The 12,047-nt window shown below is 64.2% G+C and carries 11 protein-coding genes; 5 read left to right on the forward strand and 6 right to left on the reverse strand.

What is annotated here, in order from left to right:
* Window positions 1–27: 27 nt before the first annotated feature.
* A complete protein-coding gene (locus tag AB8Z38_RS02180; protein ID WP_369722891.1) occupies window positions 28–1,014 on the reverse strand; it encodes an ABC transporter ATP-binding protein in 987 nt (328 codons plus the stop codon).
* 254 nt (window positions 1,015–1,268) lie between these two features.
* Here AB8Z38_RS02180 and AB8Z38_RS02185 point away from each other — a divergent pair, with 254 nt between their 5' ends.
* Entirely contained in the window at window positions 1,269–1,976 is a 708-nt protein-coding gene (locus tag AB8Z38_RS02185) for a GntR family transcriptional regulator (RefSeq protein WP_369722893.1), read from the forward strand.
* Window positions 1,977–1,994: 18 nt separating this feature from the next.
* Here AB8Z38_RS02185 and AB8Z38_RS02190 read toward each other — a convergent pair whose 3' ends face one another.
* Window positions 1,995–2,204, reverse strand: coding sequence for a hypothetical protein (locus AB8Z38_RS02190; RefSeq protein ID WP_369722894.1), 210 nt, complete (start codon window positions 2,202–2,204; stop codon window positions 1,995–1,997).
* A gap of 385 nt (window positions 2,205–2,589) precedes the next feature.
* Here AB8Z38_RS02190 and glsA point away from each other — a divergent pair, with 385 nt between their 5' ends.
* The 4 genes from glsA to AB8Z38_RS02210 all read left to right on the forward strand — a co-directional run bounded on the left by glsA (window position 2,590) and on the right by AB8Z38_RS02210 (window position 7,602).
* The gene (gene glsA, locus AB8Z38_RS02195; protein WP_369722895.1) at window positions 2,590–3,588 is read left to right on the forward strand and encodes a glutaminase A; all 999 of its coding nucleotides are present in this window, start codon (window positions 2,590–2,592) and stop codon (window positions 3,586–3,588) included.
* Window positions 3,589–3,655: 67 nt separating this feature from the next.
* Window positions 3,656–5,296, forward strand: coding sequence for an MFS transporter (locus tag AB8Z38_RS02200; protein WP_369722896.1), 1,641 nt, complete (start codon window positions 3,656–3,658; stop codon window positions 5,294–5,296).
* A 361-nt stretch (window positions 5,297–5,657) separates the two neighbouring features.
* Window positions 5,658–6,221, forward strand: a complete 564-nt coding sequence (locus AB8Z38_RS02205) for an HdeD family acid-resistance protein (RefSeq protein WP_369722897.1) — start codon at window positions 5,658–5,660, stop codon at window positions 6,219–6,221.
* Window positions 6,222–6,246: 25 nt separating this feature from the next.
* Window positions 6,247–7,602, forward strand: a complete 1,356-nt coding sequence (locus AB8Z38_RS02210; protein WP_369722898.1) for an amidohydrolase family protein — start codon at window positions 6,247–6,249, stop codon at window positions 7,600–7,602.
* Window positions 7,603–7,759: 157 nt separating this feature from the next.
* Here AB8Z38_RS02210 and AB8Z38_RS02215 read toward each other — a convergent pair whose 3' ends face one another.
* The 4 genes from AB8Z38_RS02215 to AB8Z38_RS02230 form a co-directional block, all read right to left on the reverse strand.
* Window positions 7,760–8,386, reverse strand: coding sequence for a transglutaminase-like cysteine peptidase (locus AB8Z38_RS02215; protein ID WP_369722899.1), 627 nt, complete (start codon window positions 8,384–8,386; stop codon window positions 7,760–7,762).
* Window positions 8,387–8,715: 329 nt separating this feature from the next.
* The gene (locus AB8Z38_RS02220) at window positions 8,716–9,267 is read right to left on the reverse strand and encodes a PilZ domain-containing protein (protein WP_015685220.1); all 552 of its coding nucleotides are present in this window, start codon (window positions 9,265–9,267) and stop codon (window positions 8,716–8,718) included.
* Window positions 9,268–9,393: 126 nt separating this feature from the next.
* Window positions 9,394–10,560, reverse strand: a complete 1,167-nt coding sequence (locus AB8Z38_RS02225; protein ID WP_369722900.1) for a CynX/NimT family MFS transporter — start codon at window positions 10,558–10,560, stop codon at window positions 9,394–9,396.
* A 51-nt stretch (window positions 10,561–10,611) separates the two neighbouring features.
* On the reverse strand, window positions 10,612–11,859 hold the full coding sequence (locus tag AB8Z38_RS02230) for an MFS transporter (RefSeq protein WP_369722901.1): 1,248 nt from the start codon (window positions 11,857–11,859) through the stop codon (window positions 10,612–10,614).
* Window positions 11,860–12,047: the final 188 nt, after the last annotated feature.

Here is a 12,047-nt window from a genome sequence, read left to right on the forward strand (position 1 = left end):
GTTGCGCATTTTCATGAACGGCGGGCGCTATTGCAGGCGTTGCGCCTTGGCGGGATCCCAGGTGGCCAGCACGCGATCGCCCGGACGGAACGGGTGGACGTCGAAGGCGGCCTCGGGGAGGTGGGAGAACAGGGCGGTGCCGTCATCCAGCGTGAGCGAGACGGCGACATAGGAGCCCTGGTACTCGGTGTTGGTCAGCAGCGCCGGCGCGCCGAACACGCCATCGGCGAGCGGCTTGATGCCGAGCTGATCGGCGCGGACCGCGATCAGCTTGCCGGAGTCGCTGAGCACGTTGTGGCCGCCGATGAAGCGGGCAACGAATTCGGTGCGGGGATGGTGGAAGATGTCGCGGGCCGAGCCCTGCTGCTCGATCTTGCCCTGGTTCATCACCACGATGTGGTCGGCGAGCGCCATCGCCTCTTCCTGGCCGTGGGTGACCTGGATGAAGCTGATGCCGAGCTCGCGCTGGAGCCGCTTCAATTCGCCCCGCATCTTTACCCGCAGGAACGGATCGAGCGCGGAGAGCGGCTCGTCGAGCAGAAGGATCTGCGGCTCGGTGATCAGCGCACGGGCCAGCGCGACGCGCTGCTGCTGGCCGCCGGAGAGCTGCGCCGGAAGGCGGCCTGCATAGGGGCTCATCGCCACCAGCTCCAGCAGCTCGCCGGCGCGCTTGTGCCGTGTCGCCCGGTCGATGCCGCGCATTTTCAAGGCAAATGCGACGTTGTCGAGCACGGAGAGGTGCGGAAACAGCGCGTAGGACTGAAACATCATCGCGGTGCCGCGCTTGGCGGGCTCGAGGTCCGTGACGTTCTGCGGTCCCAGGATGATGTCGCCCTCGCTGACCGCTTCGTGGCCGGCGACCATCCGCAAGGTCGAGGTTTTGCCGCAGCCGGACGGGCCGAGCAGGCAGCAATAGGTGCCGGCCGGGATCTTCAGGTTGACGTTGTCGACCGCCAGCGTCGTATCGTAGCGCTTGGTGACGGCGACCAGTTCGAGAGCGGCGGGAGTGGCCATGGCGTGTCCGAAGGAGGGCGATGCTCGGCGTCTCTCCGCAAGGTCCGTGCCAACAGCGCCCGGTCGGCCGAATTCGAAAACTGTGCAGCGGAGTCAGATCGTTAGATCGAATCCGGCGAAATCACAGGGGTCGCAGGGCGGCCAGTAATGTGCACACAAAATGAGCGCGGATTGTATAAAGTTTCGCCTGTGATTGGATACAGCTGGTCGACTAATATTCGAGGCTGAACTTCGCCGATCGAGCCCTCACATCCATGGCTGCCAAAACCCGACCAAAATCCGATGCCCCAGACGCGAGCGACCGCGTCAGCCGGATCAGGGAGGGCGTGACCGCGGCGATCCTCGAGCATCGTCTGCTGCCCGGCATCAAGCTCGGCGAGGACGAGATCGGCGAGATCTATGGCGCCAGCCGGACGCTGGTTCGCACTGCGCTCCAGCAACTCGCGCATGAAGGCATCGTCAGCATCGAGAAGAACCGCGGCGCCTTCGTCGCACGACCGTCACCGGCCGATGCCCGTGAGGTGTTCGAGGCTCGCCGCCTGATCGAGCCCACCATCGTCGACCACGCTGTCGAGGCCGTCTCGCCGGCCTGGATCAATCGCCTCCAGCAACATCTGGCTCAAGAACGCGAGGCGGAGCTGCGCGGCGACGCGCGCGCGTCGGTGCGGCTCTCCGGTGAATTTCACCGGATCGTTGCCGAGATGAGTGGCCACAGCGTTTATCTCGGCTTCCTGAAGGAGCTGATCGCGCGCTCCTCGCTCATCATCCTGCTCTATCGCCGTCATGACACGCCGGGCTGCGGCACCGATCATCACGCCGAGATCGTCACCGCGATCCGCAAGCGGGACAAGCCGGCCGCGCGCGTGCAGATGCTGTCGCATCTGACGGAGATCGAAGCCGAGCTGTTCCTGAAAGATCCCGCCGCCGACGAGATGCGGCTCGCCGACGTGCTCGGAGCGTGAGCCGGATCGCGTTGCCGGCTAGGGCGGCGAAGATCTCTCGTTCCGCCTGACGATCTTCAGCACGAGCAGGCCGGCTCCAAGCACCAGCAACAGCACGCCGACGAAAGTCGTGCCGCCGGATTCAAGAGCCACGCCGACCGCGGTCAGCAGGCATCCGAAGATGATTGCGAAAAGCCCGCCGAGCTTCTTGACCAGCAGGACGTGACCGTCACTCGTTTGAGCCACCATGTTACGCCTCGTCGCTTGATGTCGTAGTCTGCTTTCAAAGCCCGCTCCTCGCTCCCTGATCCTCATCTCTTCTCGCGCAGACCGCGCGCATTGTACCGTCCCGAACGAGAGCTGCAATCTTGCGTTGATCACAACTCGAGTCCCGATTGCTACCCTTTTGAGTAGAGTTCGATGCAAGCGAGGCAGCAGCACTTACGCACCTTGCGGAGAGGCCATATTCGAACCGCGCGTCCAATGCACCTCTGATCGACTCGTATGGCTGAATTGCAGAATCGCTCACTGGTTGTAAATTGACTTGAGGCGCTGATCGGCATCAACTACTCCGTGCACGTCGAGTTCTCGAACGGAGCCGACATGAGTTAGATCCGTTCTGCGGAGTGGTGCGATGGTGTCGCGCTCGGTCGTCCATGAACGAGAGCCGGCCTACGTTTCGACCGGTCATTTGCCAGCTGCGGAGACTGTACAGTCGCTGGTGAACGAGGCGCATCGCCGGTTCCAATCAAATCATGACGGCGAAAACTCGCAAGTTTACCCGGCGCTTGCGCGGGTTCCGAACGAGCTGTTCGGCGTCTGTGTCGTCGGCACCAGCGGGCGCATCTACGGCGCTGGAGACGTCGACTACGAATTCTCGATCATGAGCGTGTCAAAACCGTTCCTGTTCGCGCTCGTCTGCGAAACCATCGGACCTGAGGATGCGCGTGAAAAGCTCGGCGCCAACGCGACCGGGCTTGCTTTCAACTCGCTCGCCGCGATCGAGCAGGGCGGCGGCCGCACCAATCCGATGGTGAACGCCGGCGCGATTGCCACCACCAGCCTGGCGCCGGGCTCGACCGCTGCGGCACGGTGGAAGTTCATCCATGAAGGGCTGTCGCGCTTTGCCGGCCGCGAGCTGCCGCTCAATGAAGAGGTCTATGCGTCAGCGTCGCAGACCAATTTCCGCAATCGCAGCATCGCGCGGCTTCTGGAGAGCTACGGTCGCATCTATTGCGACGCCAAAGAAGCGACCGATCTTTACACACGCCAATGTTCGCTCAACGTCAGCGCCCGCGACCTCGCAGTCATGGGCGCGACGCTCGCTGATGGCGGCGTCAATCCGGTCACGAAGCAGCGCGTGGTCGATGCCGAGGTCTGCCATTATGCGCTCGCCGTCATGATCACCGCCGGGCTCTACGAGACCTCGGGCGACTGGCTCTACGACATCGGCCTGCCCGGGAAGAGCGGAATCGGCGGCGGCATCGTTGCCGTGTCGCCCGGCAAGGGCGGCTTCGGCACCTTTGCCCCGCCGCTCGATGCGGCCGGCAACAGCGTGCGGGGACAGCTCGCCGCAAAATTCCTGTCGCAGCGGCTGGGGATGGATCTGTTCGTATCGCAACCGGAACAATGAATGCGCAGGAGATCGGGCAGGCTCTCGGGCCTGACCGATCGGAACGCCGATCAAGCCGGAGGACGCCATGGTCACACAGACAATCTCGATAGACGGCATTCACGGAGAAGAGCGCGCGTCATGGATTCCCATGATTTCGATCGCGCTCGGCCAGATGATCATGTCGTTCAACGTGGCTTCGCTTCCGGTGGCAATGGGCGGGATGGTCGCGAGCTTCGGTGTGGCGCCGACCACGGTGGCGACAGGGATCGTCGCGTACTCGATGCTGGTCGCAGGCTTCGTGATGCTCGGCGCCAAGCTGGCCCAGCGTTTCGGTTCCCTGCAGGTGTTCCGCATCGCGGTCGTTGTCTTCTTCGTCTCGCAAGTGATGATGACGTTCAGTCCGACGGCCACGGTGATGATTTCGGCGCAGGCGCTCTGTGGCGCGTCAGGTTCGGTGATCGTGCCCTCGCTCGTTGCCCTGATTGCCGAGAATTACGCCGGCCGCCAGCAGGCAACGGCGCTCGGCGCGCTCGGCTCGGCCCGCGCGGCCGCCGGCGTGCTCGCCTTTGTCATTGGCGGCGTGCTCGGCACCTATATCGGCTGGCGGCCGGCGTTTGGCATCCTGATTGCCGCATCGGCGATCGTCTTCCTGATGAGCTTCCGCTTGAAGCCGGATCGCGGCCGGCCCGACGTGCAGATCGACCTGATCGGTGTTGCCCTTGCCGCGAGTGCAATCATCCTCATCAGCTTCGGCTTCAATAATCTGAACGGCTGGGGTCTCGCAGTTGCGACCGCCAACGCGCCGTTCGATCTGCTCGGCCTTTCGCCGGCGCCAGTGATGATCCTGCTCGGAATCGTGCTGGGCCAGGCGTTTCTGCTGTGGACGCACCGCCGCCAGGCCGCAGGCAAGACGCCGCTATTGGCGCTGGAGGTGATCGACTCGCCGGAAGAGCGCTCCGCCGTGTTTGCGCTGTTCGCGGTGGTGGCGCTGGAGGCCGCACTGAACTTCACGGTGCCGCTCTACATCCAGATCGTGCAGGGACGTTCGCCGATCGCGACCGCGATTGCCATGATGCCGTTCAATCTCACGGTCTTCTTCTCGGCGATGCTGATCGTCAACGTCTACGAGCGGCTGACGCCGCGCCAGATCGGCCGCTACGGCTTTGCACTCTGCACCATCGCGCTGATCTGGCTCGCCTTCGTCGTGCGCAATGACTGGAGCGAGGTGCCCGTGCTGTTCGGACTGGTTCTGTTCGGCATCGGTCAGGGTTCGCTGGTGACTTTGCTGTTCAACGTCCTGGTGACGGCATCCCCGAAGGCGCTAGCCGGAGACGTCGGGTCTTTGCGCGGCACCACGCAAAACCTCGCCGCCGCGGTCGGAACCGCGGTCGCGGGCGCGCTGCTGGTCGGCCTGCTCAGCACCATCGCACTCGGCAAGATCACGGCGAGCCCGGTGCTGACGCCGGAGCTCCAGGCCCAGGTCGATCTCGGCAACATCACGTTCGTCAGCAACGATCGTCTGCGCAGCGTGCTGGAACGCACGAGCGGGACGCCGGAGCAGGTCGCGGAGGCGGTGCGCGTGAACATTGAGGCGCGGCTGCGGGCGCTGAAGATCGGGCTCCTGATCATGGCTGGTCTCGCGCTGATCGCGATCGTCCCGGCGGGACGGCTGCCGAACTATCTGCCAGGTGAGATTCCCGGCGAGGGGTCCGCCGCAAAAACCTGAGTTGGAAATCGGGCAGGGATTTCGAAGGAGAGCTTCATGAGTGAGATGGATCGCCGCGATGCGCTGCGCACCCTGTTTGGAGGCGTGGTCCTGGCTGGTGCAGGTGTGAGCCTGTGGTCGCGGGATGCGGCTGCGCTGGCCGAGGTGACGCAGACCGACCAGCCGGGTTCAACCAGGCGTGACTCTGCCGGCCGCATCTATGCGCAAACGACCCGTCCACGGCCAACTCCGGCCCACCGCCCGCCATCCCGGCCGAGGCCGCCGTCCTGGCACCGGCGTCGTCGGCGCTGGGTATGCTGGTGGCATCGTGGCCGCCGGCATTGCGGCTGGCGTTGGCATTAAAAAACAGAGGGAGGATGTCATGACGACTTACGACCATAGTGCGCCGATGGGCGCAACCGGCTTGCCGCAACCGCCCCGCTGGATCTGCGTCCTCCTGGGTCTCTTCATGGTGTTCACGGGACTGATGGTGCTGGGCGACGTTGCGTTTTTCACCGTCATCAGTGCGCTGTTCATCGGCTGGATGGCGATCGCCACCGGCGCCTTCGAGATTTTCCACGCGTTCTGGACCAAGGGATGGGGCGGCTTCGTCTGGCAGGTGGTGCTCGGCATTCTCTACATCGCCTTCGGCATCGTGCTCGTCAGCCAGCCGCTGACCGGAGCGCTGCTGCTGACTTACGCGCTCGGCCTCGCGCTCCTCGTCTCCGGTATCGTCCGCATGCTGATCGGCATCGGCCGTTGGCAACAAGGCGGCGGAATCATGCTCGCGTCCGGCCTGTTCGGCGTGCTCGCAGGTCTCATTATCCTCACCGGTTTTCCCACGACCGGGCTCTGGGTCTTGGGAATGCTTCTCGGCATTGACCTGTTGTCGCACGGCATCGGGTGGTTGACCTTTGCATGGCGGCCGGTGGCCGCAACCACGTAGCAGCGTATTGACCTGGAGACCGAACATGTCGGGATTGAAGGCGCAGGCCGCACTCGCGGCGCTGCTTACAGCGTTTCTCTGCAGCGCGCTGCCTGCATCGGCCCAGCAGGACTCCGCCATACTGTTCCGCAACGTCAAAATCTTTGACGGAAAGAGCGGCGCGCTCACAGCTCCATCCAATGTCCTCGTCAGGAACGGGAAGATCGAGACGATCTCGACCGCGGACGTGATGGCCACAGGCCAAACGACCGCCGCTCAAACGATCGACGGTGGCGGGCGCGTGCTGATGCCGGGGCTGATCGATGCCCATTGGCACGCAATGCTGGTGCGTCCAACCCCGATGGCGGCGCTTGCAGGCGACATCGGCTACAACAATCTGGTCGCGGCGAGCGAAGCGACCGCGACGCTGATGCGCGGCTTTACCACCATACGCGACATGGGCGGCCCGACTTTCGGGCTCAAGCAGGCCATCGACGAGGACGTCGTCGCCGGTCCGCGCATCTACCCCTCCGGCGCCTTCATCACCATCACCGGCGGCCATGGCGATTTCCGGCAGGTCTCGGACCTGCCGCGAACCATCGGCGGTATGCTCAGCCGCATGGAGCGGATCGGCGGCAGCATGGTCGCCGACAGTCCCGACGAGGTCCGCGTCCGCGCACGCGAGCAACTGATGCAAGGTGCTTCACAGGTCAAGCTCACGGCGGGCGGCGGCGTCGCGTCGCCCTTCAGTCCGCTCGACGTCTCCACCTTCACCGAGCCCGAGCTGCGCGCCGCCGTCGAGGCCGCTGACAATTGGGGCACCTATGTCGCCACGCATGCCTATACGCCCGTCGCGATCCAGCGCTCGATCGCAGCCGGCGTGAAATGCATCGAGCACGGTCATCTCATGGACGAGGCCAGCGCCAAGCTGATCGCGGAGAAGGGCATCTGGCTCAGCACTCAGCCATTCCTGGACATGTCCGCGGCCGCCGCGCTGGGACCTTCGGAACAGGACAAGATGCGGCAGGTGGTCGCCGGCACCGACAGGGTCTATGAGCTCGCAAAGAAATACCACATCAAGACCGCGTTCGGCACCGATGTCCTGTTCTCGAAGGCCATGGCGGAGAAGCAGGGCTCAATGCTGGCGGCGCTGACGCGCTGGTACACGCCGGCGGAGGCGCTGACCATGGCGACGTCGACCAATGCCGAACTCCTGAGCCTCTCGGGCCCGCGCAATCCCTATCCCGGCAGGCTCGGCGTGGTTGAGGAGGGCGCGCTCGCCGATCTCCTGCTGGTCGACGGCAATCCGCTCGACAACATTGGCCTGGTCGAGGACCCCGCGAAGAATTTTGTGGTGATCATGAAAGCCGGCAAGGTCTACAAGAACATCCTGCCGCACTGATGGGCGGGCGTCGATCGCGTCTTGTGAGTTCCGTCACCCCAAAAAAGTTGCGCCCAGCCATTGGGGGATGGCTGGGCGCGCGCGAACCGGTCTGGGACGGGGAGGGGTGGGGATGTGACCGGGTCGCGTATCTCGTTCCTTGTTGACGAATGATCGACTATTGATCTCTTGCGCTGGCGGTGGAGACCGCCGGCTTGGTATCGCCAAGCGAGACCCAGACGTTGGGATCGCTCTGCGACTGGCGCTTGACGAACCGGTAGCCGGTCTCAGTCCAGGCAACGACGTTCTCGTTCTGATTGTCGAGAACGAACTCGCCCTTGTCGGTCTTCACCGTCAACACCGCGTGTCCTTCACCTTTCTTGTCGCGCACGACGGTGATGAGCAGGGCCTCGCGCGGCCATCCGGCATCCATCAGCATCTTGCGCTTCAACAGCACGTAGTCTTCACAGTCGCCGTAACCATCGGTCGGCAGCGACCACTTCTCGATCACGCCCCAGTGCTCCTGGTCAGTCAAAGGCTTCACGGTCTCGTTGACCCAGCGGTTGACCTTGGTCAGGTCGCGCCACGCGGTCTGCGACATCACGATGTCGCGCGGCTGCGTCGCCCCGCCCTGACACTGGGCGGCATTCTCCGAACAGAACTCGACCCAGCCAATCGGTGCACGCGTGGTGTCACCGAGGCTCGCGTAGAGCAGTCGGCTTTCGCCGGCCTGCGCTGCCGCGCCGATCCCGAAAAGCATGGCGGCGATCGCCAGCGCTTTTCCCTGTCCCCTGAAATGAAACATCGCGGCCCCCGTTTCTTGTTGGGACCACATTTCGCATGGAGCTTTTGCGTTGCCGCTAAGTCAGCCAAGTCAAGTCGAGACGAATACAAGTAAAACGAGCGGAGAATTCGATCTATACTTGAACGATATTTGAATAAAATTTGATATGACTGGAATTGATTCAAATTGGAGCGATTAACGCGGGAAGACTGATGGAACTGCTGTTTCGCCCGCGAACGGGCCGCGCGTTAACCCATGCAGGGCCGTCTCAACGCATGAAAAAGGCGGCGTCCGCATCGCGAAGGCCGCCTTTGAGCTTGGAAAAACCGGGGTTTTGACGTCGTCGCGCTTTACCGCGCGGTAACGCTCTCTTCGAGTGTCTCGATCGGCTGAGAGTGCAGGAACTCCAGCGCGAAGCCGTCTTCGAGGTTTCGAACCACGCGGCCCTGGACCCGGCCGAGCAAAACCGTCGATTTGAGCGGCGGGCGGTTCTCTGCGGCGATGGCCGCGCCCGACAGCGAGAGATCGATGATGCGGCAGGTCATCTTGGTGCCGTCCTCGAGCGTCAGCACCGCGATCGGGTTGCGCGGCACGATACGGTCGTGGCGGCGGTCTTCCGGCAGGTTGAGAATGTCGCGGTTGGCGAGCCAGGTCAGCTGTGCCGCGAGCTTGTCCCGCTTGCGGGGCGTCGCCCCGACCGTCATGGCGAAGCCGTTGTCGATGATCCGGGTGATCTTGCCCTCGACCCGGCCGATATGGTCGAGATAGGCGACCACGCGGTCGCCGACATTGCCGATGCCGGGCGCGAGCAGCGCCAGCCCGCCCGGCGACATGTTGATCACCTGGCAGGGGAATTCACGGCGGTCCGGCAGCATGTAGCGGCCGAGCAGGTGAACCTTCACCCGCTGGAAACGCCGACGTTCCTCGGCGGCCGGAAGAAATTTTTGTTCGCCAACGCCATTTTCACTACCCGACCCCCGCCTGGCGGAGTCCAGGACGACCCTAAGGCGCATAGGGTTAATGCTGCGTTATGATTTCGCGCGACGATTGCGGACAGACACAATCCATTCGAAAAGCCACATCAGCGGCGGGCAGGCCAGTACGGCCAGCGCGCCCAGGTCGAGCGCGACCGCGGCGCTTCCGGCCGATTTGGCCAGCCGTCCCGCCACCGCCGGTCCCAGCATCATCGCGGCATAGAAGAGAGTGTAGAACACGCCCATCCCGATCGCCCTCGTTTCCGGCACCAGCACGCGGGCGGTCAGGCTCATGATCGGCCCGGCCGGATGGCCGCCGATCAAGCCGATCAGGACGAGAATCGTGATCACGGCATCCGAGCGGGTCAGCCAGGTCAGCAGGGCGGCCACCGCGAGGCTGGCTGCGATCGCCAACACGAATGGCTGTTTGAAGCGATCGGCCAGATAGCCGCCTGCGGGCACCGAGATCACCGACAGCCACATGACGACGCTGATCGCCGATCCGGCCGCGGCAATGCTCCAGCCGCGTTCGGCTAGCAGCGACGGGCCGAACGAGAAGATCATGGCGAAGCCGACATTATAGAGACCCCAGATCAGGCCGGCGACGATCACCGCCAGCAGCGCGAGGGGATCGAGCCGGCCCGAGCCGATTGTGCTGACTGTTGGCGCCGGCGGCGGTTGATAGAACATGATCAGCACAATGCCGATCGCGGTCAGTGCGCCGGCCGCCAGAAACACGGCGCCCGCACCATAGGCGGTGCCGATCGCCGGCAGCACCAGCAGCGAGATCGCGACGCCGGCCGGCCAGGAGTTGACGAAGATCGCCATCGCGGTTGCAATCTCTTTCCCGGCAAACCAGTCGGTGCCCATCTTGGTGAGCTGCACCGTCAGCAGCACGCCGCCTGCGCCGGAGGCGAGCCGGCCCGCCATCTGCCACCCCCACAGATCCGCCGTGGCCATGACCAGGCTGCCGGCGGTCATCAGCAGCAGTGCGATGATGGTTGTCTGTTTGTCGCCGAGGATCCGTCCGATCGCGCCGCCCGGCAGCGCCAGCACGATGCCCGGTGTGAAGTAGAGCCCGATCAGGATGCCGATGTCGGCGAGGCCGACGCCAAAGGTCTGTTGCAGCAGCGGCGCGACCGCGGCCACGCTCTGGAACTGGAATGCGATCGTCAGGCGCACAAAGAACAGGATCGCAAGAATGCCCCAGCGACTGCGCAATGCCTCATCTCCCCAAGCCCTGCGCGAGCGTGCGGTGGGGAGAAGCCGGAGTCAACCGGCCGTCTTCCTCGTCGCGCGCCCGTACAGGAGACACAGCAGCGCCAGCAGAACGGCGGCCGAGAGGCCGAGCGACCAGTGAATCCCGATCGCCGCGCCAAACAGCCCGACCGTGATGCCGCTGAACGCCCGCATCCCGAGGCCTGCCATGTTGTAGAGGCCGACGACGCGGCCGCGGATGTCGGGCGGTGCGTTCAACTGCACCAGCGCCTGCGCCATGGTGTTGAACGACAGCTCGAAGAAGCCGGCACAAAACAGCAGCACGATCGCAACGGGATAGATCCGCACCGAGGCGAAGCCGAGCAGCGCGACGCTCCAGAACATCGCAAGCATGATCGCGGTGCGCGGCGTGCCCTTGAGCCGCCCCCAGGATTCCAGTGCAATGCCCGAAAGCAGCGCGCCGGCCGCATCGGCCGCGAGCAGCACGCTATAGGACACGCCGGGATCGCCGTGGCCGAGATCGCCGGCGAAACCGGGCATCTGCGCGTGATAGGCGTTGCCGATCATGAAGGAGGTGAGGCCAGCGAGCCAGGTCATCGCCGTCAGCACCGGCTGCGTGCCGATGGCGCGGATGGTCAGGATAATGTCGGCAAAGCCGCGCACGGCGAAGCGCCGCACCGCGATACTCTTGTCGCGCACCGGCGCCCAGAACAGCCACAGCAGCATCGGCAGATAGAACAGCGTGTTGAAGATAATGCCATGCGAGGTGCCGAGCGTCAGCATAATTACGCCGCCGACCGCAGGTCCGACCAGAATGCCGAGATAGCGCGCCATCGCGTTCAGCCGTACTGCGCTCGGAAGATCAGCCGGGCCGACGAGGTCGTAAAGCAACAGCTGATTCGGCGTCTGCCACAGCACCCCGGCGCAGCCGTGGATCACCAGCAGCAGCATCGCGTGCCACATCTGGATCGTATCGGTGATGAAGAAGAAGCCCCAGCCGCTGGAGGCCACGATGAACAGCAGCATGCCGCACTGAATGATGCGGCGGGGGTCGAACCGGTCGGCAAGCCCGCCGACCGCGACCGAGAACAGCAGGAACGGCAGCCAGTGCGACAGCACCGCAAAGCCGGCCAGCGCCGGCGAATGGAATTTCTGGAACACCACCCAGTAACTGATCACATGCTCGATATTGTCAGCCATCATCGCCAGCACGTAAGCGATGAACTGGAGACGGTAGGGCACCGACTTCATGGCCGCGAACGAGCCGGACGCGGCAACTGGATTTTGGGGGAGGGGGTTCAAGGGGCACCTGGGCAGGACTTGGGCCGTCCCTACACGTTCAAGTGTAAGTGCTCAAGACACTTGGGTGTGCTGCGCCACGGCTCCGTAGCCCGGATGGAGCGCAGCGCAATCCGGGGCCGCTCCCCGCATTCCGCTTCGCTTCATGCGGGCTACAAGGCTGCACCTTGGCACCCGCGCCCGTCTCACAT

The organism is Bradyrhizobium sp. LLZ17, from assembly GCF_041200145.1.
Classification (GTDB): Bacteria; Pseudomonadota; Alphaproteobacteria; order Rhizobiales; family Xanthobacteraceae; genus Bradyrhizobium.

Bases quoted from the DNA above. Each gene is read 5' to 3' on its own strand.
- AB8Z38_RS02200 (WP_369722896.1), top strand. From the start codon at position 3,656: ATGGTCACACAGACAATCTCGATAGACGGCATTCACGGAGAAGAGCGC.
- AB8Z38_RS02190 (WP_369722894.1), bottom strand. From the start codon at position 2,204: ATGGTGGCTCAAACGAGTGACGGTCACGTCCTGCTGGTCAAGAAGCTC.
- AB8Z38_RS02180 (WP_369722891.1), bottom strand. From the start codon at position 1,014: ATGGCCACTCCCGCCGCTCTCGAACTGGTCGCCGTCACCAAGCGCTAC.
- AB8Z38_RS02205 (WP_369722897.1), top strand. From the start codon at position 5,658: ATGACGACTTACGACCATAGTGCGCCGATGGGCGCAACCGGCTTGCCG.
- AB8Z38_RS02210 (WP_369722898.1), top strand. From the start codon at position 6,247: ATGTCGGGATTGAAGGCGCAGGCCGCACTCGCGGCGCTGCTTACAGCG.
- AB8Z38_RS02215 (WP_369722899.1), bottom strand. From the start codon at position 8,386: ATGTTTCATTTCAGGGGACAGGGAAAAGCGCTGGCGATCGCCGCCATG.
- glsA (WP_369722895.1), top strand. From the start codon at position 2,590: ATGGTGTCGCGCTCGGTCGTCCATGAACGAGAGCCGGCCTACGTTTCG.
- AB8Z38_RS02185 (WP_369722893.1), top strand. From the start codon at position 1,269: ATGGCTGCCAAAACCCGACCAAAATCCGATGCCCCAGACGCGAGCGAC.